Annotated in this window: 18 protein-coding genes; 17 read left to right on the plus strand and 1 reads right to left on the minus strand. The window is 53.8% G+C overall.

All coding sequences use genetic code 11. The features are described 5' to 3' along the window. The first annotated feature begins 16 nt into the window (after window positions 1-16). From pdaA to AC0YOB_RS16330, 4 genes are all read left to right on the plus strand, one after another. Window positions 17-808 (plus strand): delta-lactam-biosynthetic de-N-acetylase, encoded by a 792-nt coding sequence (gene pdaA, locus AC0YOB_RS16315; RefSeq protein ID WP_210044975.1) that lies wholly within the window; start codon window positions 17-19, stop codon window positions 806-808. Between the two features lie 511 nt (window positions 809-1,319). Next, window positions 1,320-2,309 (plus strand): ABC transporter permease, encoded by a 990-nt coding sequence (locus tag AC0YOB_RS16320; protein WP_475793678.1) that lies wholly within the window; start codon window positions 1,320-1,322, stop codon window positions 2,307-2,309. 17 nt (window positions 2,310-2,326) lie between these two features. After that, window positions 2,327-3,238 (plus strand): carbohydrate ABC transporter permease, encoded by a 912-nt coding sequence (locus AC0YOB_RS16325; protein ID WP_210044973.1) that lies wholly within the window; start codon window positions 2,327-2,329, stop codon window positions 3,236-3,238. 114 nt (window positions 3,239-3,352) lie between these two features. Then, complete coding sequence (locus AC0YOB_RS16330; RefSeq protein WP_475793679.1) at window positions 3,353-4,945, plus strand: type 2 periplasmic-binding domain-containing protein; 1,593 nt, start codon at window positions 3,353-3,355, stop codon at window positions 4,943-4,945. 235 nt (window positions 4,946-5,180) lie between these two features. Here the strand turns inward: AC0YOB_RS16330 and AC0YOB_RS16335 are convergent, their stop codons facing one another. Beyond that, window positions 5,181-7,499, minus strand: coding sequence for a helix-turn-helix domain-containing protein (locus tag AC0YOB_RS16335; protein ID WP_475793680.1), 2,319 nt, complete (start codon window positions 7,497-7,499; stop codon window positions 5,181-5,183). A gap of 248 nt (window positions 7,500-7,747) precedes the next feature. On the opposite strand from AC0YOB_RS16335, the gene AC0YOB_RS16340 reads away from it, so the two are divergent. From AC0YOB_RS16340 to AC0YOB_RS16400, 13 genes are all read left to right on the plus strand, one after another. Continuing rightward, complete coding sequence (locus tag AC0YOB_RS16340) at window positions 7,748-8,593, plus strand: SDR family oxidoreductase (protein WP_475793681.1); 846 nt, start codon at window positions 7,748-7,750, stop codon at window positions 8,591-8,593. Window positions 8,594-8,753: 160 nt separating this feature from the next. Continuing rightward, on the plus strand, window positions 8,754-9,656 hold the full coding sequence (locus AC0YOB_RS16345) for a LysR family transcriptional regulator (protein WP_475793682.1): 903 nt from the start codon (window positions 8,754-8,756) through the stop codon (window positions 9,654-9,656). 108 nt (window positions 9,657-9,764) lie between these two features. After that, window positions 9,765-12,050, plus strand: coding sequence for a 5-methyltetrahydropteroyltriglutamate--homocysteine S-methyltransferase (metE, locus tag AC0YOB_RS16350; RefSeq protein WP_475793683.1), 2,286 nt, complete (start codon window positions 9,765-9,767; stop codon window positions 12,048-12,050). A gap of 603 nt (window positions 12,051-12,653) precedes the next feature. Continuing rightward, entirely contained in the window at window positions 12,654-14,465 is a 1,812-nt protein-coding gene (locus AC0YOB_RS16355) for a sensor histidine kinase (protein ID WP_475793684.1), read from the plus strand. Beyond that, entirely contained in the window at window positions 14,458-16,083 is a 1,626-nt protein-coding gene (locus tag AC0YOB_RS16360) for a response regulator (RefSeq protein ID WP_475793685.1), read from the plus strand. Before AC0YOB_RS16355 ends, AC0YOB_RS16360 begins: the two co-directional genes overlap by 8 nt. A 167-nt stretch (window positions 16,084-16,250) precedes the next feature. Beyond that, entirely contained in the window at window positions 16,251-17,597 is a 1,347-nt protein-coding gene (locus tag AC0YOB_RS16365; protein ID WP_475771211.1) for an ABC transporter substrate-binding protein, read from the plus strand. 35 nt (window positions 17,598-17,632) lie between these two features. Further along, the gene (locus tag AC0YOB_RS16370) at window positions 17,633-18,514 is read left to right on the plus strand and encodes a carbohydrate ABC transporter permease (protein WP_210044964.1); all 882 of its coding nucleotides are present in this window, start codon (window positions 17,633-17,635) and stop codon (window positions 18,512-18,514) included. Window positions 18,515-18,543: 29 nt separating this feature from the next. After that, window positions 18,544-19,380 (plus strand): carbohydrate ABC transporter permease, encoded by an 837-nt coding sequence (locus AC0YOB_RS16375; RefSeq protein ID WP_210044963.1) that lies wholly within the window; start codon window positions 18,544-18,546, stop codon window positions 19,378-19,380. Window positions 19,381-19,444: 64 nt separating this feature from the next. Next, complete coding sequence (locus tag AC0YOB_RS16380; protein WP_475793686.1) at window positions 19,445-20,548, plus strand: Gfo/Idh/MocA family protein; 1,104 nt, start codon at window positions 19,445-19,447, stop codon at window positions 20,546-20,548. A gap of 109 nt (window positions 20,549-20,657) precedes the next feature. Next, the gene (locus AC0YOB_RS16385; RefSeq protein WP_475793687.1) at window positions 20,658-21,500 is read left to right on the plus strand and encodes a phytanoyl-CoA dioxygenase family protein; all 843 of its coding nucleotides are present in this window, start codon (window positions 20,658-20,660) and stop codon (window positions 21,498-21,500) included. A gap of 574 nt (window positions 21,501-22,074) precedes the next feature. Further along, window positions 22,075-23,433, plus strand: coding sequence for an MATE family efflux transporter (locus AC0YOB_RS16390; RefSeq protein ID WP_475793688.1), 1,359 nt, complete (start codon window positions 22,075-22,077; stop codon window positions 23,431-23,433). Between the two features lie 373 nt (window positions 23,434-23,806). After that, window positions 23,807-24,976, plus strand: coding sequence for an ROK family protein (locus AC0YOB_RS16395; RefSeq protein ID WP_475793689.1), 1,170 nt, complete (start codon window positions 23,807-23,809; stop codon window positions 24,974-24,976). A 16-nt stretch (window positions 24,977-24,992) separates the two neighbouring features. Next, window positions 24,993-25,991: an asparaginase gene (locus tag AC0YOB_RS16400; RefSeq protein WP_475793690.1), complete on the plus strand. Its 999-nt coding sequence runs from the start codon at window positions 24,993-24,995 to the stop codon at window positions 25,989-25,991. The last annotated feature ends 15 nt before the right edge of the window (window positions 25,992-26,006 follow it).

Here is a 26,006-nt window from a genome sequence, read left to right on the forward strand (position 1 = left end):
ATTAAGGCGGGATTTCATGACAAAACGATATGCAGCAGGTGCAGGCGCTTTTCTCATCGCAGCCATTGTTCTCTTTGCAAGCATAGGAGCCGTATCCGCCGCACCGGGCGGAACATTCCATTTTGGCTTCAAGAAAAGCGTAAAGGGGGCGCTGCCCTCCATCAGGGAAGAAGGGTTTCAGAGCCTTCTTCAAAAGCAGGACGCCATCTTCCTGGGAGATACGGCAAAGAAAGAGCTGTATCTTACATTCGATAACGGCTATGAGAATGGCTATACGGCAGGAATTCTGGACGTGCTGAAAGAGAAGCAGACGCCGGCGATCTTCTTCGTCACCGGCCATTATATTAAGGATCAGCCTGAGCTGGTCAAACGGATGGCCGCCGAAGGGCATCTGATCGGCAACCATTCATGGAGCCACCCGGATATGAGCACGATCACAAGCGAGCAGATTGCAAATGAACTCGCGCGTGTGAAAAGGGGCGTGACGGAGCTGACAGGGCAGGAGGAGATGAACTATCTTCGCCCTCCTCGCGGCATCTTCAGCGAACGCGTGCTCACAGCAAGCAGGGAGCAGGGCTATATCAGTGTCTTCTGGTCTGTGGCCTACAAGGACTGGGATACGAAAGCGCAAAGGGGCTGGAAGCATGCCTATGACAGTGTCATGTCGCAGCTTCACCCGGGTGCAGTTATCCTGCTGCATACCGTGTCGGAGGATAACGCCAAGGCGCTGGGCAAAATCATAGACGATGCCCGTGTACAGGGGTACACCTTCAAGCGTCTGGATCAATTGGCCGCAAAAAGCTATTAATGGATATCGAAACTTAACATATTACAAAACGGGCATCCTGCGGGATGTCCTTTTTCTGTGCGGCAGTTCCGCGGCGCATATATTTTTACGCTTCATGGACCGGGGAAAATTGCTTTATTTCAAAGATGAAGAAGCTTTGACTTATCCGCCAAAGGACGGTGTCAGCCGCTTCATCCTGGGATGAAGGGGAGCGTCTGGACCTTGAGAAAATTCAAAAATGGCGGCAAAATACGCTGGAATCGTTTACTTATCCTGTGCCGCAGTGCAATATGTCAAATATGAATATATCGTTTATGCCGTAAATTCTACATATTCCATCTCGATAAAGCGCTCTCAATAATCCTTATGCCATATGGCTTCGCGTGTGTTTGGACATGACAATTCATATTCTACATATTTACCGGCCCTGGCCGGTCTGTCTACAATTTGATTGCCGGCATCGGTGCGGTGCAGGTATATAATCCGGCAGAAGTACATGACACATCAAATTAGAAACGAGGGGATGGATGCCATGAAACGAAATGACCAGGATGCTCTCGCGTTCGAGACCGCCGCTCCCAAGAGGGGAGTTCTCCCGCTCGATGCGGGGCAGCTGAACAGGCGAAACCGGAACCGGATTTTGCGGAACTGGGAACTGTATTTATTTATGACTCCCGCACTGCTTTATTTCATTATTTTTCATTACATACCCATGTACGGCATCCAGATCGCTTTCAAAAATTTCATTCCCACAAAGGGGATTGCCGGAAGTCCATGGGTCGGCTTCGATCACTTTGAACGCTTCTTCCATTCGTATTACTTCCGGGATCTGCTGTGGAACACCTTCAGCATCAGCCTCTATGAGCTGGCAATCGGATTTCCGCTTCCCATTATTCTGGCGCTGGCCTTCAATGAAGTGCGAAGCGGGTTTTTCAAACGATCTGTGCAAACGATTACTTATGCGCCGCATTTCATTTCGGTCGTCGTAATGGCCGGAATGATCATTACCTTCCTGTCGCCGACCTCGGGCATCATTGTGCGTATTGTCGAGGGACTTGGTTTCCAGGCGGCTGACTTTCTGACGGACCCGGCCTGGTTCAAGACGGTTTATGTCCTCTCCGGAGTCTGGCAGAGCGCAGGCTGGGGTACGATTATCTATCTTGCCGCCTTGTCCAGCGTTGACCCGCAGCTTCATGAGGCCGGCATCATGGACGGCGCAAGCCGCTTTAAACGAATGCTGCATATCAACATTCCGACCATTGTGCCAACCATCACGATCATGCTGATTTTGAATATGGGGAATATTCTGGGCGTTGGCTTTGAGAAAATTCTGCTGCTGCAAAATCCGCTTAATATGAGCGCTTCGGATGTCATATCCACCTTTGTCTACCGCTCGGGTCTGGTCAGCGCCCAATACAGCTTCTCAACGGCTGTAGGACTGTTCAATTCGGTGGTCAACGCCATCCTGCTTATTGCCGTCAACCGGATCGCACGCCGTACCAGCGAAACAAGTCTTTGGTAAAGGAGGGGGTTTGAAGCATGCTTTCAGGTGTGAAAGAAACAAGAGCCGACAAGCTGTTCGTCCTCATGAACTACATCTATCTGTTCATTGCGCTGATCGTGGTGCTGTATCCCGTTCTGTTCATTATCAGCGCGTCGGTCAGTGATCCGAAATATGTCAGCTCTGGCGAAATGTGGCTGCTCCCCAAGGGTCTGAATCTGGACGGGTATAGCCGGGTATTCGGAAACTCCAAAATCTGGAGCGGTTACCTGAATACCGTCATCTACACCGTGCTCGGAACAGCGCTGAATCTGTTTGTTACGCTGCCTGCGGCATACGCCTTGAGCCGTTCTGATTTCGCAGGCCGCGGATTGTTCATGGGCCTGATCCTGGTCACGATGTTCTTCGGCGGCGGTTTGGTGCCCACCTATCTGCTGGTGAAGAGTCTCGGTCTGATGAATACGATGGGCGCCCTGATTCTGCCCGCTGCCGCGAGCGTTTGGAATATTGTCGTGGCGAGAACCTTTTTCCAGACCACGGTCCCAAGAGAGCTTCAGGAAGCCGCCCATATCGACGGCTGTACGAACACGGGGCTGTTCCTGCGCATCATCCTGCCGCTGTCGGGGCCGATTATTGCCGTGATGGCATTGTTTTACGGCGTCATGCATTGGAACAGTTATTTTAATGCCCTGATCTACCTCAACACGGAATCCAAATATCCGCTGCAGCTTATTTTGCGCCAGATTCTCGTGCTTCAGGAAATGTCCGCCGAGACAACCGGCGCTGCGGTCAGCGGAGATATGGCGGCAGCGATGAACAATAAAGCCGAGGTGGCCTCGCTGGTGAAATACGCGGCGATTGTCGTGTCCACGCTGCCGATTATAGCGGTCTATCCTTTCCTGCAGCGCTATTTTGTTCAAGGCGTGATGATCGGTTCGGTAAAAGGCTAGCCCGGGCCATCCTCTCCGGCACCGGCCGGGGAGGTGAATGACGGCAGCCAGGGAGTTATTTTATGTTTAACCAGTTTGACCAGATCACATATGTTCAAGGAGAGGGGTTTAAGTATGCGGGCATTTAAAAAAAGCACAATTCTGATCGTGACGGCTGCGCTTATCATCACATTGGCCGGCTGCAGCTCATCGGATTCCGAGACCGGAGGGGCTTCGCAAGAGTCGGAGCTGGTTCACAAGGAAGGCTTCCCTATTGTGGATGATCCATTAACCTTAACGATGATGGCCCCCGACGTAGGGATTCAGAACTGGAAGGATATGCCTGTTATTCAGGAAATGGAGAAGCTGACGAACATCCGCCTGGAATTTCAGAATGCGCCCAAGGACAGCTTCGAGACCAAAAAAAATCTGGTGTTCGCCAGCGGTGAATACCCTGATATTTTCTTTGCCGCCGGATTGACTCCCGCGGAAGAGCTGAATTATGGAAGCCAGGGCATCCTCATTCCGCTTGAGGATTTGATCCCCCAGTATGCGCCGAACGTGAACAAGATTCTGGAGGACAATCCTGATATCCGCAAATCCATTACCGCACCCGATGGACATATCTACTCGCTGCCGAAGGTTGATCTGGCTCAGCCGTGGTACCGCAATCCACTCTGGTACAACGGCGATTTTCTGAAATCGCTTAAGATCGATAAGCTGCCCGAAACAACCGAGGAGCTGTACACTTATTTGAAGCGGGTCAAGGAAGAAGACCCGAACGGAAACGGCAAACAGGACGAGATTCCGCTGTCTCTGGTCAAGCTTAAGGAAATCCGCGCATGGCTGCTCGGGGCCTTCGGCATCTATGAGGACAAAATTTATGTCGACGATCAGAGCAAAGTGCATTATACCCCGATGGAGGAAGGCTACAAGGCCTATCTGACCTATCTGAACCGCTTGTGGAGCGAGGAGCTGCTGGACCATGAGACCTTCTCCCAAACCGCGGATCAAAAAAAGGCAAAAGCCGGTAACGACCAGATCGCGCTCTTCTCGGACTGGCATGCTTACTTCACCCTTGGCGGAGAGCCAAGCACCGACGATCCGATGTTCAGCCCGGTCAGGAGCGACAGCGTCGATAAGCCTGCCATCGCCAGGAATAAGGGCGTTACAGGCGGCGCTTACGCCATTACCAACACCAATCCATCGCCCGAAGCCAGTCTGCGCTGGGTTGACTACATGTACGCTTACGATGGCGCCGTATTGTTTGACAAGGGTCCTGAAGGAACGCTTTGGAAATATACCGATAAAGCTGCACACACCAAAGAATGGCTGCCTGTTCCCGGCGGAATCGAACGGGAAGACTTCCGTGCCACTCTTACGCCAAACTACGGGATTCCGACTCCCGGCATGATGACCGGAGAGATCGGCAAAGGCCTTGCGACGGATTTTGACAGATGGGTGGAGAAAGAGTCCAAGGAAAAGCTGCTTGACCGCGGAGCGCGCATTCCTTTCCCTGTCTTGTTCCTGACGCCGGAAGAGCAGGCCGAGGTTACCAGTCTGCAGTCTGATCTTGACACTTATGTCGAGCAGATGGAGGCCAGGTTCGTTACCGGACAGGAACCGCTGAGCAGTTGGGATTCCTATATCGGGACGATCCGGAAGATGGGCGGCGAGCGTATGGCCGAATTGTATCAAACGGCGTACGACCGCTGGAAAGCGAACTAGCCGAAATGTAAGGAAAAAGCCAGCTCTTTAGACTCTGCCCAGAGGCTAAGGAGCCGGCTTTCTTAAAATATTAGAAAGGTTAAAATTCCTCCATACTTTGCTTCTATTTCTAAGGGAAGAAACCTGCTGCGCCGCCAAAGAGGACGGCGGCAGCCGTTTCTTCTTGAGCCTTATAAAATGTAAAGGTCTCATACATACCCCTCAAGGATACCCGCTTACCGGTAACCGGCAGGCTTCAGCCGCCTTCACCTGTTTTCAGCTTCCTGTATTGGCCGGGTGTATATCCGGTTTCCTTCTTGAACTTGCGGATGAAATTGGGCGTATCCAGATACCCGACCTGCTCAATGACATCCTTCAGGGGAGCATCGCTGCTGACCAATAGACGCATCACCTCTTCCATGCGGAGCCGCCAGATGTACTGGGAGAAGGTGGAGCCCGTCTTGTCCTTGAAGCTGCGGCTTAAGTAAGAAGCCGAGATGGAGAATTTCAACGCCAAATGCTCCAGACTGAGCGTGTAGTCGGCATACTGCCGGTCGACATAGGAGACGATGTCGTCCAGCAGGGAATGCTGCTGGATTTCGGCTTGACGCTCAACCTGTCCGCAAATTTGCGCAGCCAATGCTTCCAGCTTGCGTTCCAGCTCCTCCAGCGTTTCAAAAACGGTCAGGTTCGGAATATCGTGGATAATGCCGTTCATGCCCAGCTCAGAGGCGTTCTTGAGCAGCGCGTTCAGCACATCGAAGCATATGCAGCGCATCAGGGCGGCCGATAGCGTCTGAGTCCGCATATCCGCGATGATCGATTGAATCATCTGAAATGCCACCGTTTCATTGCCCTGTTTGAGGCTTTGCTCGAGCTTCAGCAAAGATTTTTTGGATATCCAGAAGGTCTCGGACTCCGGGGCGCTAAGCTTCTCAAAATAAGTAACGCTTCCAAGCTCCCCCAGCATGCGGAACTCCAGTGCCGTTGCTGCCTCGATGAAGGATTGGTTGAGCTCCCCGAGATTGCCGTACGGCGACCCCACTCCAATGGATGGCTGAAGAGATGACTGCCGAAGGATACTGCCGCGGATGTGGTCCACAATTTCTTCTATGCGATCCTGTGAACGGCGGGCGGCATCGGGTGCAAGACTGATCATGACTGCAAATTGATCGGCCGGTGAAAAATCGATGCCGTAAGCACGGGCTTTCAGCTGCGGCATATCCAGGTCGTGCAGCAGCTGGTGGATGTCTCTGCGGTCCGGGCCCGCAGTGGAAGTGCCGGAGAACGCATCCCATTTCAGCAGCATGACCCAATACTCGCCCTGCGTTCCGGGAAGCTCCAGGCCAACACCCTTGATCAGCTGCTCCAGGTCGCGGTCATTCGGACTCCCGTGCTTGAGCAGCATCATCAGAAACTGGGTGCGCGCATAAGGCTCCTGAAATTGGATGCGGGCGCTGTAATCATGGATGGTTTGCCTGATCCAGTCCCATTCGCTGGTCGATTTGGCGGAATCGGACGTCCTGGAGCCTGTCTTAAGCCGTGTAAACTCCATCAGGTCCTTGACCGGATGATACTGGCGCTTTGCCAGCATGACAGCCGCCGTAATTCCAGTAAGCGCCACGATGAAGAACACCAGCAGAATGAGCGTCTGGATATGAAAGATGCGGCTGAAAAACTGGCTGCTAGGCATCGTCGTCACATAGGTCCAGCCGTTCTCTTCCGACTGCACGGCGACGACCGACTGCTGCTTGCCGTCCAGCATGAGGCTGTGGATACCTGCATCAAGAGAGGAAAGAACGCTCAACTCGCTGCCCGGAATGGCTTCGCCGCGCCGGTTCTTCGTCAACACCCGGCCCTGATCATCGAAAATGTAGCTGTTGCCGGAAAATTTATTGAGGATGGAGTCCATCACGCCGGTCAGCTTCTCTTCTTCCATCAAATAAACGACGGTGCCGTACGGATAGGGGTCATTCGGTTTGATCGGCACCAGGAGCGCCAGCATGGACTCCTGTCTGGAATTGACAATTACCTGCCCGGCGGGACGCATGAGCGGATGCTCCGCATTATTGAGATCCTGCAGCACCTGACTGGCAGGCCAATCCGCAAACTTGTATTTTTGCCTGAAGATGGTGCCGACATCCGTCATCCCCTCCGAGGAGTAAATCACCGAATCGTCGTGATAGTAGAGGAACAGATTGTCGAGAATTTGGCTGTTGGCTTTGTAATTGGCCAGCGTGTCGATCGCTTCCTTGCTGTAGTAGGGATGGCGCACCATGTAAGGTGTGAGATGCACGTCAAAGGATATCCGGCTTGCGGTCTCCTGCAGCTCGGCCATCCGCGCGTCAATGTTCATCCGAACCTGATTCAGCTGGTTCACATTGGACTGCTCGATTTCCGAACGCAGGTTGTCGACGGCATTCTTGTATACAAAGATCGTTACTCCGGTGAGCGGAATCAAGAAAATAAGGATGTAGGACAAGGCATAATTCAGCAATAGCTTGGACTTGAAGTAATTCCAGTTCATCCGGCCCGGGGCAAATCCGGACAGCTTGCGGATCGGTAACCTTATCAAATGGACTCCCCCGGTCTTATAAAATGTAGTAGGATTACATCCTTTGTAAGCTATGAAAGCGTTATATTTTTCTTTTTTTTATCATTATGCAACAAAAAGTGCGTCAGGAAAAGGAAAAGCCCTATAAAGACTGCAATTGGGTGCAAAATCGCGGGTATCCGACATTTGACTTTTCTGATACTCGGACCATGGGATTAATGGTATAGTAGCTGCAAGAGATTGATACGGGAACGAAGGGGATCAATCATATGCAGACAAAGCAGAAGGTTATGATTGTTACAGGGGCCAACTCCGGTATGGGGCTGGCGACCGTTGTCGCCTTGGCACGCGAGGGCATTCGCGTCATTATGGCATGCCGCAGCCGGAAGCGGGGAGAGGCGGCGCTCCAGGATGCGGTCCGCCAGAGCGCCTCGCAGGATATTGAGCTTATGCTCTGCGATCTGGGCTCGGCTGCAGGCATCCGCGAATTTGCGCGGGCTTTTCTGGCCAGATTTGAGCAGCTGGATGGACTGATCCATAATGCAGGGGTGTTTCCGATCAGGCGGGAGACTACTGCGGACGGGTTTGAGCTGGGAATCGGCGTCAACCATTTGGGACATTTTCTGCTGGCGCATCTGCTGCTGGATGCGCTTGCCCGCGCCCCGCAAGGGAGAGTCGTGGTGGTCTCCTCCAATGCGTACAAAGCAGGCCGGATCCATTGGAGCGATCCGCATTTCACGAAGGGCTATGTTTTCTGGAGAAGCTATGCGCAGTCCAAGCTGGCCAACATTTTGTTCACGAAGGAGCTGGCGCGGCGGCTGAAGGAGACGAGGGTAACGGCGAACTGTCTGCATCCCGGCGCAGTTGCAACCCAGATTGGCGTCAACCGCAATACCGGCTTTGGCAGGCGCATACTGGCCATGATGAAGCCATTCTTCCTCACACCGGAGAAGGGGGCGGAGACGGCGGTATATTTGGCGACCAGCGATGAGGTTGTGCCAGTTAGCGGGGAGTATTATTACCGCAAAAAGCCGGTCCGGCTGACAGCCAAAGCGACCGATCCGGAAGCGGCCAAGCGTCTGTGGGCATGGAGCGAGCAGGAGCTGGGGCTCTAAGAAGCAAAGGCATTCGCGGCCAAATGGAGCCATTCCCTCCGGAATAGGCTTCTTTTTCTTTTCTGCGCCGGCTTCTTCCCTTGAAGATGGGAAAGGTTTAAGACAACAGAAACCGCGGTAAAATAGAGATGCTTAGTAAAGAATGAGAGGATGATGACCGGTGACGCTGCAGCAGCTGAGGTATGTAATTGAGGTTGCCAACCGCGGTTCCATGAATGAGGCCGCCAAGCGGCTGTTTATATCCCAGCCCAGCCTCTCCAACGCCATCAAGGAGCTGGAGGAGGAAATTCATGTTACGATTTTCGAGCGCACCAACAAGGGCATCTCGCTGTCCAAGGAGGGGGCGGAGTTTCTCGGCTACGCCCGCCAGGTCATCGAGCAGGCCGAGCTTCTGGAGAACCGGTATCTCAATGCCAAGCCCTCGCCGCAGCATTTTTCGGTGTCCACCCAGCATTACGCCTTTGCGGTGAACGCTTTTGTGAAGCTGGTTTCCGAGTATGGACAGGATGAATATGAATTGGCGCTGAGAGAGACCAAGACGCATGAAATCATCCAGGATGTCAAAAGCCAGCGCAGCGAGATCGGCATTTTGTATATTAATGAATTCAATGCCAAGGTTATCAGCAGGCTGCTCAAGGACGCAAATCTGAAGTTCACCAGCCTGTTTACGGCCAAAGCGCATATTTTCATCAGCGTTAACAACCCCTTGGCCAAGCACTCCATGGTTACGCTCGACCAGCTTCAGGACTATCCGTACCTGTATTTTGAGCAGGGGGAGTATAATTCGTTTCATTTTTCCGAGGAAATTCTAAGTACGCTGTCGCATCGAAAAAGCATTCGTGTAAATGACCGCGCGACTCTCTTCAATCTTTTGATCGGCTTGAACGGCTATACGATTTCCACAGGGGTGCTGAGCGCAGACCTGAATGGCAACGAGATTATTCCTGTTCCGCTGGCAAGCGACGAGACGCTCCATGTCGGATGGATCAGCCACCAGAATGCCGCGCTCTCGAAGCTCGCCTCCGCTTATATCGAAGCGCTGCATCAGACCATATCCGAGTAAAATTGTTTGATATAGCTTCAGGCTATAGCCAGCTATAGTTAAAGGGAGTTACGCTATAGCTGGAAAGGTATGTTATCTTTCTCGTATCGAGAGGAGAGAACAAATCTTATGAAAAGCGGCAATCTGGGTTATCCCCGCATCGGGCGGGGTAGGGAATGGAAGAAAGCGCTGGAGGCCTATTGGTCCGGCAAGCTGGAGGAGGAGGCTTTCCATGCGGAGCTGAAAGCGATCCGTCTAAGCAATCTGAAAGCCCAGCAGGACCGGGGAATCGAAGTTATTCCTGTCGGGGACTTCACGTATTACGATCATGTGCTGGATACGGCGGCCATGTTCGGCCTCGTTCCCGCGCGGTTCGGCTATGAGGGGGGAGAGCTGAGCCTGTCCACCTATTACGCCATGGCACGCGGCAATCGCGAGGCTACAGCCTGTGAGATGACAAAGTGGTTCAATACGAACTATCACTATATTGTACCGGAGCTCACGGATATCAAACCTGTTCTGACCCGCAACCGCCTCCTGGATGCTTACCGCGAGGCGAAGTCGGAGCTTGGCATCGAAGGAAGACCGGTCCTCGTCGGCCTGTTCACCTTTCTGAAGCTGTCCAAGGGCTATGCCCGGAATGAGCTTGACGGCTGGATCGACCGCCTGCTGCCGCTGTACGCGCAGGTGCTGCGCGAGCTGGAAGCGGAAGGCGTGCAGTGGGTTCAGGTCGATGAGCCGATTTTGTCCACAACGCTTGAGCCGGGGGATCTGAACCATATCGCCCGCATATATGAAAGGCTCACACAAGAGGTGCCAGGCATCAAGCTGCTGTTGCAGACGTACTTCGAGTCCGTCGACGACTACAAGACCGTCGTTTCACTACCTGTTCACGGCGTCGGTCTGGATTTTGTGCATGATGGCGGGCGTAATCTGCAAGCTGTCCGCGAGCATGGCTTCCCTGCGGACAAGGTGCTCGGCGCGGGCCTGATCGACGGCAGAGGAATCTGGAGAGCCGATCTGCAGGCCAAGCTGGCGACGTTGAAGGCGCTTGGCGAAGCCGTGTCAACCGACCGTATTCTTGTGCAGCCTTCGAGCAGTCTGCTGCATGTTCCTGTTAGCGCTGCGCAGGAGAGCGGGCTTGAGCCGACGCTGCGCGAAGCGCTTGCCTTTGCCGATGAGAAGCTGGAAGAGATTGTGCTGCTGACCAAGGCGGGCAATGAGGGAGTTGAAGCGATTGCTGCCGAGCTGGCGGAAGCGGACCGCAGCCGCAAGGCGCTGCAGCAGTCGCCGTCCCGCGCCCGCAAGCAGGTGCATGAACGCATCGCCGCACTGGCATCGCAGCCGTCGGCAAGGCCAAGCAGCTTTGAAGTCCGGAGCGAGGTGCAGAAGCAGAGATGGAATCTGCCGCTTCTGCCGACGACGACGATCGGAAGCTTCCCGCAGACGCCCGAGGTTCGCAGCGCCAGGCAAAAATGGCGCAAAGGGGAATGGAGCGGCGCACAATACGAGGCGTTCGTCAAAGAACAGATCAAGACGTGGATCGACATTCAGGCGGAGCTGGGACTGGATGTGTTCGTCCACGGAGAATTCGAGCGGACCGATATGGTGGAGTTCTTCGGCGAGAAGCTGGCCGGCTTCGTTTTCACTGGGTTCGGCTGGGTGCAGTCCTACGGCTCCCGCTGCGTAAAGCCTCCCATCATCTATGGAGATGTGGAACTGGTAACGCCGATGACGGTCGAAGAAACGGTCTACGCCCAGTCGCTGACGGAGGTTCCGGTCAAAGGCATGCTGACGGGTCCGATCACGATTCTGAACTGGTCCTTTGTCCGTGACGACAAATCGCGCGAAGAGGTGGCTTATCAAATTGCGCTGGCCCTCCGAGGCGAGGTGGAGGCGCTCGAAGCGGCGGGCATCGGCATGATCCAGGTGGATGAACCTGCGCTGCGCGAAGGGCTTCCGCTCAAGCGCAAGCAGTGGGCCGATTATCTGGATTGGGCCGTGCGGGCATTCCGTCTGTCCACCTCAACAGTGAAGGACGAGACGCAAATTCACACGCATATGTGCTACAGTGAATTTCATGATATTATCGACTCGATCAGCGCGCTCGACGCCGACGTCATCTCGATTGAGACGTCACGCAGTCATGGTGAATTGATTGGGAGCTTTGAGGCATATACGTATGACAAAGGCATCGGGCTTGGCGTTTACGATATTCACAGTCCGCGCATGCCGTCGGTCGGGGAGATTGGCTCGATGATCGACCGCGCCCTGCGGGTGCTGGACCCAGCCCAATTCTGGATCAACCCGGACTGCGGCCTCAAGACGCGCAAATACGAAGAGACGGTCGCTGCTTTGCGCAATATGGTTGAGGCGACCGAATTGGCCCGCAAGAAGTACGCCGTCAAGGCGTAAGGAGCGGCTATCCCATTTAAGCTTCCCAAGCGTCACTGTGCCAGTCTTGAAATGGGAGGATTCACGGGTGAGAATGAACCTGCCTGCTTCATAGAAATTTAATTTTATCCAGCAGGGCCTCCTGCTCTTACTATAAACAAAGGCGTGTCTCTTCGGAGACGCGCCTTTTTTCAAAGCACAAGATTGTATAAAATCCCTCCATCTTCGCTTTTTCTGTGTGAAGAAACCTGCTGTGCCGTCAAAAGGACGGTGACAGCCCGGCCGTTTCTTCTTGAATATCAGAAATCATAATATGTGGCTTCTGCTTTTCTGAATTTTAAATGGAAATAAACGAACTTGCCGCCATACAATGGCAAAGCCGGTTCTCTAATGCCCTTAACTAACATATCAAGCCAATGCTGCTTGTATGATCGGGTGAAAGGGCCGCGGGTGTACGGCTCTTTACTCGAATTTAACGTGGTTAAAGAAGGAAATCACGGGAGGAGACCCGAAGTACTAGCGGATCTTCCATGGAAATATTGGGTGATTGCATTCCAGAACTGCAAGCGCTATCATTTTTGTGTATGATCCATCATCCCCGAAATATTGCTAGGAGGCAGAACAATGATGAGGTTATGGTCGCTGCTGGCGATGCCGTTTCGCGGGTTGCTGATCCGCAACAAAATTATCGCGGTCTATATACCGCTGATCATTGTTCCGCTGTTTGCGCTGGGGTACTTCACCAGCCATTTGTTTACCGGCTCCCTGATCGACAAGACGAAGCAGAATGTACGGGATGAATCCGCACTGATTCTGATCCGCATCGATTCGATGATCCACAATTCGGAGAGCAGCGCCAACATTATGATGGAGGATTTCAATCATATCTATGAGAACTACTCCGCCGCCGCAACTCCATTCGAGGAAAATCAGCTGCGCATTCAAATCCAGTCGCAGTTCGGCGTTGATCTGCTCAATTTTCCGGATATCGATTCGGCCGCCTTCATCGATACGCATGGCCGGCTTTACACCTCATATTTCCCGTCCAGGGAGAAGGACAAGGAGGTATTCACGAGCGGCCTGCTCGACAAGATTGACGATCTGCCGGGCTATGGCACCAACAACTGGTTTCCCATGCAGCTCCGGGATTATCTGGTTACCGACCCGAACGTCCCGGTGCTCTCGATCGGCAAGCAGATTATCGATCTGAAATACGGCCGTTCGATCGGCATTCTGATCGTGAATATCAAGGAAAGCGCCATATCCAACGTATATGCCGATATGGGCGAGAGCGCGAACGAGCGCTATATGATTATTGACACTCAAGGTACGGTCATCTCCTCGTCCGACAAGTCGGAGCTGTTGAAGCCGATGCAGGATGAACGCCTGCGCAAGCTTGTTCTGTCCAGGGATTCGTTCTCGGAGACGCTCCGCACACAGACAGGGAAGAATCTCGTGACGACTACGGATTACGGAAAAATGGGCTGGAAGCTCATCAATATTGTGCCGCAGAAGGCGATTACGGCGGACATCCGCAAAAATAGCCGGATGACGGTTCTTATCGGCGCGGTATGTCTGGTCTTCGCCCTGCTGGGAGCGGGCATTCTCTCGCGGGTGATTGTCCAGCCGCTGCAGAAGCTGGCGAAGGCGATGCGCCGGGTAAGGGAAGCCGAACTGAACGTCTCGGCACGGATCGATACGGCGGATGAGATCGGCCTGCTGGCGTCGGTCTTCAACTCCATGATCGCCCGTATGAAGGAACTGCTCCAACGGGTGGAGGAGGAGCAGCGGAGAAAGAAGGAATATGAGCTGGCGCTTATCCACGCCCAGATCAAGCCTCATTTTCTGTATAATACGCTGGATCTGATCTATCTGCTTAATGACCTGGGGCGCAGCCGCGAGGCGCGCGACACGACCAAATCGCTGGCAGACTTCTACCGCGTCGCGCTCAGCAAAGGCAGCGAGATGATCACGGTCGGCGAGGAGATCAGGAACGCCAGAGATTATCTGTCCATTCAGCATGCCCGTTATCCCGACGTGTTCGACTTTGATATCGACCTGCCTCCGGATATGCTGGGGACGATGATTCCGAAGCTGTCGATTCAGCCTCTAGTGGAGAATGCGATCTATCACGGTCTCAAGCTGAAGGGAAGTCCGGGGCATCTGCGGATCGGAGGATTCCGCGACGGGCAATCGGCGGTAATCGTCGTCAGCGATAATGGCATCGGCATGCCGGAGAGCAGGCTGGGCGAAATCTGGAACCGCTCCACCGGAGAGGACAAGCCGGTCTCGTTCGGCATATTCAGCGTGCATGAGCGGATCCGTCTTTATTTTGGCGAGGAATATGGGGTATCCATCGAGAGCCGGGAGCATCTGGGCACCGAGGTCAGAATCCGGATACCCTTGGAGAGAAACCGGAGGGATTGGATTGTATAAGGTCATAATTGTCGATGATGAGCCGCTGTTTCGGGAATATTTGCAGAAGAAATTCAATTGGACGGCACTTGGCATGACCGTCGTCTGCGAGGCCAGACACGGCATTGAGGCGCTGGAGCTGGCGGCGGAGCACAGGCCCGATATTGCGCTGGTCGATATTAATATGCCCTTCATGGATGGGCTGGCTCTGTCCGAACAGCTCAAGCTGCGTTATCCGGATATATCCATTGTGCTGGTGACCGGACACAATGAATTCGAATATGCCCGCCAAGCGATCCGGATTGGAGTCAGGGACTATCTGCTCAAGCCCTTCGACGAGGAGGAGTTCGTGGTAACGCTGGGCAAGGTGAAGAGCTTCATGGAGGCGGCGCGCGAGGAGAAGGTCAGCTCGCAGGACCAGTCCGCCCTGCTGCGCGAGAGCTTCCTGCTCAAGCTGATCAGCCGGGACAGCGACATGAAGCGGGAGGAAATCGAGACCGCAATGACGCGATTGCGGGTATCTCTGCCTCCGGGGCGCTGCCTTGTAGCCGTGACCGAGATTGACCGGTGGCGCGCACCTCAGGCCGGCATGACGGTGGCGGGTCCACACGGGCCGGACAATCCGGAGGACCAGTCCTTGTGGAGGCATACGGTGGACAATATGCTCCGAGAGCTGGTTGCGGCTTGCGGCGAGCATTATCTGTTCCACGATGCCGAGGGCCGCAGCGTCTCGATCATCGTCTTTGACGACGACGCGGAAGGCAGAGCCTTCGACGGACAGCCCTTCGAGAGGCTAGGGCAGATGGTCGAGCGGCATTTCAAATTTACGGTTACGGTTGGTCTGGGCCGGTTAACCGACGATTACATGGAGCTGCGTCAGTCTTACCGCGATGCTCTTCTTGCTATTCGCAGCAAGCTGACAGCAGGCCAGGGCGGGGTCATCTGGCATGAGCGGCTGGGCGGTGATCCCGGACGGTTCGAATTCTTCTCCGTGGAGCTGCAGGAGAAGCTGATCTATCATCTGCGGATGAAGGACCGGGCGGGGGTTGAGGAGGGTCTTGACCAGGCGTTCGCCGATTTGGGCAGAGCCCGGGTGACGGTGGATAACGCGCTTACCGGCCTGATGGGGCTGGTGTCGCTGATCCTCTCGTTCGCCATCGAATCCGGTCAGGAAATCGATGAGTTGCTTGGGCCAGGCTTCGCGCCTTATCGGGAGCTGCGGCGGATGGCAACGATCGGGCAGTGCCGGGAGTGGATGACGGAGCTGTACCGCTGTGTCATGGAGTCGAGCTTCGGCCATCGGTCTTCAAAGTCGCATACGCTTTACGAGGCGGCGAAACGGCTCATTCATGAGCGGTTTGCCGACTCCGAGCTGTCCATTGACGCAATCGCCGGAGCGCTGTATATCGATTCCAGCTATTTGCGGAAAGTATTCAAACGGGAAGGGGGCATGTCGGTGTCCGACTACCTGACCTATGTCCGCATGCAGAAGGCAAAGGAGCTGATCGGCGTTGGAGAGCTGAAGCTCACCGTCATTGCCGAGCAGGTCGGATACAGCGAAGCCGGCTATTTCAGCAAATGGTTCAAGAAGCATTTCGGTGTGACGCCTTCCGAGTACGAGAACAGGAAACGGCGGTGACTACTGGATTGCAGCGCGAGATTTGGCCCGTTTTGTACAGATTCGGCCCGATTATTCCGTGTTCTCCCTGAAGTCCGGATTCTATAATGGGAAAAAGCCGTTGAAACCGCTTGCATGATTGGAGTACTCCAGGCTTTTACAATTTAAACGGAAGAAGGGGAAACGATATGAGAAACAAACGTTTCAAAGCATTAGCAATAGCAGCCATGCTGCTGCTCGCTTTCTCTCTATCCGCCTGCGGCAGCGGCGGCGAGAAGGCGGCGGAGAACACGAATACGCCCCCACCGGACAATGCGGCGGCACCGGCCGACCCGGCTGCTCCTGCGGCGGATGAACCGGTCAAGTTGAGAATTTATGCTGCGTACTTCGATGACGACACCAAGAAGCCGTACGATTACGCGGTAGCGGAACTAAAGAAAGAGATGCCGAATGTCGAGCTGGTACTCGACCCGGCCATGCAGGATGATGGACAAAAGCTGCGGACCTACGCGGCCTCGGGCAATATGCCGGATATTTTCCAAGCCGACTTCAAGACAATGAAAGCGTTCGCAGAGTCAAAAAATATCGAGATGCTCGACAACGCTGCACCGACGGCGCAGTTCAAGAGCGACCTGAATCCGGGCAATGAGCCGATCATGATCGCCCCGGACGGACATGTCTACTCCTATCCGTTCGCCGGCATTGAGTTCCAGCTTCTGTACTACAACAAGAAGCTCTTCGCCGAAGCGGGCGTGGAAGCGCCAATCAAGACGTACGATCAGTGGAAGGACGCCATTCAAAAATTCAAAGCGAAGGGCATCGTGCCAATGGCCATTTTTTCCAAAGAGAAATGGATCGGCAATTCGTTCTACAAGGGTCTTCTGACAAGGGAAGAGCCTCAAGGCTACGCCGCACTCACCGGGACAGAGCTGCCGGATTCCTTCAAGCTTGCGGCCCAGCAGTTCAACGAGCTGAAGGAAGCCGGACTGTTCGACGCGAACGCTACGAACACGAACTACGACCAGGCATCCTCGATGTTCTACACCGGCAAGGCGGCAATGTTCGTTAATGGTCAATGGGAAATCTACAGCTCTGACAAAAACCTCGGCGCGGACGTGGACTGGATGTACTGGCCGGCCAAGGATGAGGCAACCTACGACGCCGCCAAATTCAATATGGACGGTTCGGGCGAGCCAGGCGGATTCTCCATCGCGCCGACGAGCAAGAATAAGGATACCGCGATTGAGGTTGCCGCGTTCCTGGCCCGCAAATACGCGGAATACAAGTATACGCAGCTTGGCAATCCGATCGTCTCTGTGAAGATCGATAAACCGATCGTCGCCAAGCCCCCTGCCATGATGCAGCGTCTGATCGACGAAACGCTGCCGAATATCAAGAACTTCGCGAAGCTGAACGAGAATATCAAAATCAATACGGCTATCGACGATAATACACAGAATTTGATCGTCAAAGGCTTCAGCGACCAGGATTTCACGAAAAACTTGAACCGGGTACTGGCTGACGCCAATAAATAACGGGGGAACTAACCAATAGATTGGAATGAGCAACGATGAGAAACTATTTTGGCAACAAATGGGCGATTGCCGCATTTGCCCTGCCGGCGCTGCTGCTCTATTCGCTGGTCGTCTCCTATCCGGTGGCGCAAACCCTGTACCGGAGCTTCTACGACTGGGACGGGATCGGAGAGGGAACCTTCAACGGATTGAGCAACTACGTCGAGCTGTTCAACGATCCTTTGCTTGTCACCTCGCTCCGGAACGGCGGATTGTTCGCCTTGGTGCTGGTTGTCTTTCAGATCGGGCTGGGCACCATCCTGGCCCTGGTCTGCTCCGATATCAAAGTCAAGGGACGGAAGGTGCTGAAGGTCGGCTACTTCATTCCGGTTGTGCTGTCCGTCACAGTGGTCTGCCAGCTGTGGATCGCTATTTATGATCCCACCAACGGGTTAGTCAACCGCCTGTTCGATATCCTGGGGATTTCGTACCGTCAAAACTGGCTCACCTCGCCATCCGTCTCGATAATCGCGATTGCCTTCGTCAACGCATGGCAGTTCATGGGCTATCAATTCAGCCTGCTCTATGCGGGAATCAAGTCGATACCGGAGCAGTATATGGAGGCTGCGATTATCGACGGCTGTACGAAATGGCAGGCCCACCGCAAAATCACGATTCCGCTGATGGCGGAAACGTTCAAATTTTGTCTGATCGTTGCCATTACGGGAGGGATCGGAGCGTTCGTCCAGATGCTTATCATGACAAGCGGAGGGCCGGGAACAACCAACTACACGCTGACGTACATGATTTACCGCTACGCCTTCAGCGAATTCGATTATGGCTATGCCTGTGCGGTATCCGTATTTCTGGTTGCGATCAGCCTGCTTGCCACCGTCATCATCAACCGGTTATTCCAACAAGAACGAATAACCCACTAATTCGGGAGAAGGGGGCTGACGGCAATCTCATGCTTACCAGAATCAGGACCGGACAAACGCTGCTGCAGAGTCTGCTGTGGATTTATTTTCTGATTTCCGTCTATCCGCTCTTTTGGATGGTTTCGTATTCGCTTAAAAATAACGATGAAATCTTTGTTACGAACCCGTTCGGCATACCGCTTCATCTTCATCTGGAAAACTATGTTAATGCGTGGACGCAGTTTAATGTGCCCCGCTACTTTCTGAACAGTCTGGTCGTCTCGACGGTGAGCACCGCCGGCATTCTGATCCTGTCGGTGATGTTCTCCTATGCGGTGGCCAGGATGGAGTGGAGGCTGCGGGAGAGCGCACGCATCTATATGCTGATCGGGATGTTCATCCCGCTGCAGGTCATTATGATTCCGCTGGCTATTCTGGTGAAGAATTTTCATCTGGCGAACACGTACGGCGCTCTGATCGTGCCGTATATCGCTTTCGGTCTGCCGTTCTCGTCGCTTATCTTCTACGGCTTCATGCGCAGTATTCCGGTGGAGCTGGAGGAATCGGCGTGTATGGACGGGGCGAGCATTTACAGAACGTTCTTCCGTATTATCGTACCGATCGTAAAGCCGGCAGTCGCGACGATCGCCATCTTTCAATTTCTGGGGGCGTGGAATGAATTTTTGCTGGCGTATATTTTGATTTCCGACGAAGCGATGAAGACGCTGCCGCTCGGGCTGCTTTTCTTCCAGGGGCAGTACAGCACTGACTGGGGCGGAATGGGCGCCGTTATGACGATTGCGAGTCTGCCGATGGTTATTGTCTTCCTGTTCTTCAGCGACCAGGTTGAACGGGCGCTGACAGTCGGTTCCGCTGTCAAAGGATAGGATTTGCACCCGGATGAACATGTCTGTGACAAGAGAGAAGAATCGAGAAGGATGTGACGAAAGGATGAGTAGACCACTCGGTATCGGCGTTGTTGGTGCGGGAGCCATTGCGACAAGAATAATGGCACACCTCGGCCTGCCGGATGCGGCGGAGAAAGTCAGGCTTGCCGCCGTATGCGATCCTGTTCCGGGAAGAGCGGCTGCGGCAGCGGCCAAGTTCGGGGTAGCTGCAGGATATGAGAGCTATGAGGAGTTGCTGCGGGACCCGAATGTGGATCTGGTAACGATCTGCAGCCCGATCGGCCTTCATTACGAGCAGGGCGTTCAGGCTATCGAGGCAGGCAAGCATGTTCATTTCAATAAAACGATGACGACGACGGTAGCGGAGGCGGACGATCTGATCCGCCGGGCGGCCTCCGGGAATGTGCGGCTCGTGGCCTCGCCGGGGATGATGATCAATCCGGCGGCCAGACGCAAGCGCAAGCTCTATCTGGAAGGGGCGCTTGGACAGCTGTCCTGGGCGATTACGGGCACCGCAATGGGAGACGGCTCCTATCATCTGAGCGAAGAGGTCCGCACTGGTGACGACGTGCTCAGCAATGTGAATCCCGGCTGGTATTTCCGCAAGCCGGGCGGCGGACCGATGTATGACGCCACGGTCTATCCCTTGCATGATCTGACGGGGATTGTCGGACCGGCCAAGCGCGTCACCGCCCTGTCGGGTATCGGCATACCGGAGCATTTGTTCGGCGGGGAGCGGATCCTGACGGAGATGGATGACTCTACGATCCTGCTGATTGATTTCGCCAATGCGTTCCACGCCGTTGTGTATGCGACGATTGCCGGCTCCGTCACGGAGTGGACCCCCAATATTTATGGAACCAAGGGAGCAATCATCGGCTCCAAATTTGGCGATACGGATCTGAAGCGCGAGGACGACCGCCTGCCGCATGTATCCGACGCGCACAACGGTCTTCGTGAAGCACATGTTTATGAGGATATTATGCAGCTTGTCGACTGGATACAGGAGGATGTGCCTTCCGTGGCTTCCGCCGAGCATGCGCGTCATGTCATCGATATTATCGAATCGGGCTACAGGGCGGCGCAGACCGGGCAGACCCAGGTGCTGACTACGACCTTCGAGCCGCTGCCTCTGTCCGACTTGTAAGTTGCAGGATACACAGGGCCAACTTTTCGTTAGCGGCCAGGAGAGCATATCAAGCGGGGCGGAATCCTCCTTACAAACCTCATTTCATTCAAAGGGTGGTAATGAAACGATGAAAATCAGCCAAGCCGAGATTGACAGCGGCCGTCTTTTGCCGGAAACGGTGGAGCTTGCCGTCAATCTGATTGAAGTCAATGGGTATGTCATTTTCGAACGGGTACTGCACGCCGAGAAGGTGGAGAAGCTGTATACCCGCTACATGGAGATTCTGGAGCCCTATCTGGAGGAGCATGGCGAGGAAGTCTACAATCCTAACAACGGCTTCAATGACGGAACGAACCATATCCGCCTGTATTTGCCCTTCGAGCAGCCCTTCATCGACGATTCCATCATCGCGCATCCGTTCGTTACGGCAGTGCTGGACCGCCTGCTGGGAGAGGACTGCATCCTGCATTATCTGGCGACCAACACGTCGCTGCCGGGCGGACGCAACAGCCAGCCGGTGCATGCCGACACAAGCGCCCATTTCGGCGACCGCTGCGGGGTGAACCTGCCGATCTCCAATCTGGTCGTCAATTTCCCGCTTGTCGATACGGACGAAACGAACGGGCCTATGGAAATCTGGCCCGGCGGCACGCATCTTCATCCGGATTTCCGCTACAGCCGCAGCGCCTACAGCAAAGAGAAGCTGGCCGAGCATATGCATTTCATCAAGGCGCTTATGCCTGCCGGCTCGATCATGATACGCGACGACCGGATGTGGCATCGCGGTACGCCGAACCGCTCGGACAGGCCGCGGCCGAATATTGCGATGATCTATGCGCCGGCGCCGAACGGGAAGCACAGCGGAACGATCCAGATTCCGTCGGACACCTACGAGACTCTCCCGGAACGCGCCCGCAAGCTGCTGCGGTTTGAGAAGATCGGCTTCCCGGTCATTGAGCCGTTCCATTAGGCGCTTGCGGGATTACATTTGCAAAACTATAGTAAGAGGCTGCCTTAAAGCGGGAAAATACCTGCTTCATGGGCGGCCTCTTTTTCCTATGAGCCTGCATGACTGGAAAAGATACGCGAACATGATCGATTAATCCAGCTTGCCGAAGATCCTGGTGATCTTGGCGACCGCATAATCCAGATCCTTCAGATCCTCCTCGTCAAGTCCGCTGATCCGCTCGCTCCACTCGCAATGGATATTCTGCCAGTGCTCTTCCGCAATAGCAGCTGCTTTGGAATCGTTAATGTGGATAATAAAATTTATCTGGAATACGCGGAATAGATGAAGGAAGCGAGCAATCTCCGGCTCGATGAATGTTTAGGCAGGTTAAGCAAGCAAGCGTGCCTGTCCATCGTTTCCTGCGGATGCAATGCGGCAAGATCGGGCTCCATCATGGCTGCGCATTCCCTCCCTTTTTGTGCTGATGACTTAGCCCATTAATATACACAAATTCTCATCACTATTTCAGCCGGAATTGTGATACGATAGCGATTGCTGAAATGAATGACTCCTTAGGAAAGAACCAGGTGATGATATGGAATCCGGTATGAAGCTGTTCAAGCTGACATGGCCGATATTTTTGGAATTGTTTTTGTTTATGCTGATGGGTACGGCCGATACGTTAATGCTGAGCGGCGTCTCCGACGATGCGGTGTCGGCGGTCGGGGTTGTGAACCAATATATGTTTATCTGCATTCTGATCATGGAAGTGATCGGCAACGGAGCTTCCATTGTGGTGGCTCAATATATCGGTGCGCGCAGAATGGCGGAGGCTTCCAAAATCGCGGGATTGTCCATTACGCTGAATCTGTTAGTGGGGCTTGCGGTCAGTTCTTGCCTGTTTTTGTTTGGCCCGATGATATTGGGTGAAATGAATTTGCACGGGCAGGTGCTTGTCCATGCCAAGACCTATATGAGCATTGTCGGCGGATTTCTTTTTGTGCAGGCGCTCATCAACGCGTTCTCCAGTGTGATCCGGACGTATGGATTCACCAAGGAATCCATGATGGTCTCACTCGGCATGAATGTCCTGCATATCGTATTCAATTATGCGCTCATATTCGGCCACTTTGGTTTTCCGCAGATGGGTGTCGCCGGCGCGGCGGTATCCACGGTGGCCAGCAGGGCCTGCGCGCTCGTTGTGTTTATCTGGATGCTGTACCGGGTGATGGAGGTCAGAATCGCTTTTCGATACTATCTGACGTTCTCCAGGGAATACATCCGCAAAATGCTCAAGGTGGGCATTCCGGCGGCGGTGGAGCAGATTACCTACCACTGCTGCCAGATGGTGTTTCTCTATTATGTTACCTTCCTGGGCTCTAACGCTTTGGCCTCCAGGCAGTATGCGATGTCGATTTCGCAATATGTGTTCCTGTTCAGTATCGCGATCGGGATGGGCACCTCCATCGTAGTCGGCCGCCTTATCGGAGCCGGACGCCAGGAGGATGCGTACCGCAGAGTTCTAAGCAGCCTGAAATGGAGTGTGGCGATTACGCTGCTGGTGGATGTGGTCGTCGTTATTTTCCGCGTTCCCATCGTGGGACTGTTCACCGATAACCATCAAATTATCCTGCTGGCTTCGCAGGTCATTATCTTCAGCATGGTGCTGGAAAGCGGGCGGTCCTTCAACCTGGTTCTCGTCAACTCGCTGCGGGCTGCGGGCGATGCCAAATTCACCGTATATATGGGTTTCCTGTCCATGGTCTGCATGAGCCTGCCGCTTGGCTATCTGCTGGTGTTCAAGCTGGATATGGGCCTGCCCGGCGTATGGCTCGCCATTGCGGCTGATGAATGGATCCGCGGCATCATTATGTGGTTCAGATGGAGAAGCAGAGCCTGGGAGAAACAGGCGCTGGTGGAGCCGGCCGAACGGCAGGCGGCGCTTCAGTCGTAGTCCGGCCCGTGACTCAGGCATACGCGGCAATCGTAATCGGCGGAGGAACCGGCAGCCTGTGAGGCGGCCGGTTTTTGCTTTTTCATAAGATTATCGTTCGATGCGGTTAGACGTTCCCGAGGGAAAGTGTCATATAAACTAACGCTAGATTAAAAAATATATAACATAAATATTACATAATAAAGAAAAGGAATTGACGAATGGAAATAGGGCTGTTACTATTGCATTATTAACATGATGTTATTAATTATTAGCGAACATGCTCTTTGATTGTCCAACAGGGGGGTAAAAAATCGGTTTATTGTGGGAATTTATTTTTTTTCGGCCTAATTAATAACACCGTGTTATTAAATGGATGGAGGTTGTTTTGGGAGTGGATATAAAGCAAATGGTGAAGCAGGACCAAGAGGTAATCAAGCTGCATAACAAGCAATTGGTACTCGAGGTCATCCGCAAACACCGGCCTATCTCCCGCGCAGAGATATCCAAGGCAACAAAAATGAGCGCCACTTCGATCGGTCGCATCGTGAACGAACTGAGCGGGGAAGGTCTGGTTAAAGAGACGTCACTCACCTCCACCGGCGTCGGGCGCAAAGCGATTAAGCTTGACATTGAGCCTGGCGGAAGATATTCCATTGGTGTGGATATCCAGAAGAAGCGCATCCTGATCGGCGTTATGGACTTCAGCGAGAAGCTTGTATTGACGGAGCAGGTCGTTCATACCGCCGAGGAGGCTGCGCCGGAAGCAACGGTTGCGCTTATCGCGCAGGCCGTCCGGAAGTGTCTGGAGGAACGGGGAATAGAGCGCTCCAAGATTGCCGGCATCGGGGTCGGGACGCCCGGGGTGATCGATCACGCCGGAGGCATTGTCCTGCTGTCCGCGACATTGGGATGGAGGAACATTCCCTTGTCGGCGATGCTTTTTGAAGCAACCGGCTTCATCACCGTGATCGACAACGATTTGAAGGTGAAGATTCTGGGGGAGTACTTGTTCGGCTCAACCAAAGGCCTGGATAAGACCGTGCTGATTAATGTCGGTACCGGAATCGGGGCTTCCCTGATTATTAACGGAGAGATCTTCCGCGGGGGATCCAACAGCGCCGGGGAGTTGGGGCATACAACCCTGGATCCGAACGGCAACTTGTGCTCATGCGGCAAAAGGGGCTGTCTGCAAACCTACATCGAGGAATCCGCTCTGCTCGCCGAAGCCCGCAGAATCAAGCCGATCGATGATATTATGCAGCTGTTTGAAGCCGCGCGGGCCCAGGAGACGTGGGCAATGGAAATTATGCACCGCACATCGCTTTACATCGGGATCACGATCAATAATATTGTCTGCCTGTACAACCCCGACACGGTCATTATCAGCGGAGACCTGGTGGAGAATTACGGAGAAATTCTGGAGCTGATTCAGGAACAGTGCAGGACCGTGATTTGGGAGCAGTTTAGGGACTCGCTGAAGGTGATCGCTTCCGAGCTTGCGGGGCAGGCGATCGTGATGGGAGCCGGCGCACTCGCTTTACAGTTAGACAAACAACCTTAAAGAAAGTGTGAGAAAAATGAAATTGAGCGCTTTGGTCGAGCAGTACCGCGGTAGCGTACTGGAAAATGTTCATATGGGTGTTCTTTGCGGCGTGAATGAATTTGGTGAAGTCATGTACGAGGTCGGCAATGCGGAACATCCGGCATTTCTCCGTTCTTCCGCCAAACCGTTCCAGGCCATTCCCGTTATGCAGGGCAAGGTTGTCGAGACATTCGGGTTGGCCGGGGAAGAGGCGGCGCTCTTCGCAGCCTCGCAAAGAGGCGAGAAATACCAGATAAGCGCGCTGGAGTCCATTCTCCGGAAAACGGGCATATCGGAATCGCAATTGATTACCCACCCAACGATTCCCCTGAACGACGAGCCGAAGCTCGATTACCTGATGAAGGGGCTGCCTCCAAGGCGCATCTGCCACAATTGTTCCGGCAAACATTTGGGCATACTTGCCTTATGCAAGGTGATGGGATATCCGACCGAGAATTACGGAGACATCCAGCATCCCGTACAGCAGCGCATTTTGAAGGTTTTGTCCGAATTATCGGGATGTCCGGTTGAAGATATTCATATCGCTGTCGACGGATGCGGCTTTCCCGTATTCGCTTTGCCTCTGAAATTCAGCGCAAGCGCCTATCTGAAGCTTGCCTGTCCGGATCTGATTGCCGATGAATCGGTTCGCGAGGCGGCTATTCAAATTACGGGTTATATGAACGCCCACCCGGATATGGTCGCAAGTCACGGTTTCATTTGTTCCGAATTACTGCGGGATCCCAATATTGTAGCGAAAGGCGGAGCGAAGGGCTTCTATGCCTTCGGTCTCAAAAAAGAGCGGATCGCTTTCGCGCTCAAGGTCATTGACGGCTCGGAGAACCCTTGGCCGATCATCGTCGCTTCAATTCTGGAGCAAATCGGATACTCGAATAAAGAGACGATCCGCCGCATGTATAAACTTACCCCTTTAGAAATCCGCAATGATAACGGCATTATAGTCGGCGAGAACAAAGCGGCCTTCCGGCTGTAAAAAAAACATCATGAG

This window comes from Paenibacillus sp. JT31N17 (assembly GCF_056269255.1).

Bases quoted from the DNA above. Each gene is read 5' to 3' on its own strand.
- pdaA (WP_210044975.1), top strand. From the start codon at position 17: ATGACAAAACGATATGCAGCAGGTGCAGGCGCTTTTCTCATCGCAGCC.
- AC0YOB_RS16320 (WP_475793678.1), top strand. From the start codon at position 1,320: ATGAAACGAAATGACCAGGATGCTCTCGCGTTCGAGACCGCCGCTCCC.
- AC0YOB_RS16325 (WP_210044973.1), top strand. From the start codon at position 2,327: ATGCTTTCAGGTGTGAAAGAAACAAGAGCCGACAAGCTGTTCGTCCTC.
- AC0YOB_RS16330 (WP_475793679.1), top strand. From the start codon at position 3,353: ATGCGGGCATTTAAAAAAAGCACAATTCTGATCGTGACGGCTGCGCTT.
- AC0YOB_RS16340 (WP_475793681.1), top strand. From the start codon at position 7,748: ATGCAGACAAAGCAGAAGGTTATGATTGTTACAGGGGCCAACTCCGGT.
- metE (WP_475793683.1), top strand. From the start codon at position 9,765: ATGAAAAGCGGCAATCTGGGTTATCCCCGCATCGGGCGGGGTAGGGAA.
- AC0YOB_RS16355 (WP_475793684.1), top strand. From the start codon at position 12,654: ATGATGAGGTTATGGTCGCTGCTGGCGATGCCGTTTCGCGGGTTGCTG.
- AC0YOB_RS16365 (WP_475771211.1), top strand. From the start codon at position 16,251: ATGAGAAACAAACGTTTCAAAGCATTAGCAATAGCAGCCATGCTGCTG.
- AC0YOB_RS16370 (WP_210044964.1), top strand. From the start codon at position 17,633: ATGAGAAACTATTTTGGCAACAAATGGGCGATTGCCGCATTTGCCCTG.
- AC0YOB_RS16375 (WP_210044963.1), top strand. From the start codon at position 18,544: ATGCTTACCAGAATCAGGACCGGACAAACGCTGCTGCAGAGTCTGCTG.
- AC0YOB_RS16380 (WP_475793686.1), top strand. From the start codon at position 19,445: ATGAGTAGACCACTCGGTATCGGCGTTGTTGGTGCGGGAGCCATTGCG.
- AC0YOB_RS16385 (WP_475793687.1), top strand. From the start codon at position 20,658: ATGAAAATCAGCCAAGCCGAGATTGACAGCGGCCGTCTTTTGCCGGAA.
- AC0YOB_RS16390 (WP_475793688.1), top strand. From the start codon at position 22,075: ATGGAATCCGGTATGAAGCTGTTCAAGCTGACATGGCCGATATTTTTG.
- AC0YOB_RS16400 (WP_475793690.1), top strand. From the start codon at position 24,993: ATGAAATTGAGCGCTTTGGTCGAGCAGTACCGCGGTAGCGTACTGGAA.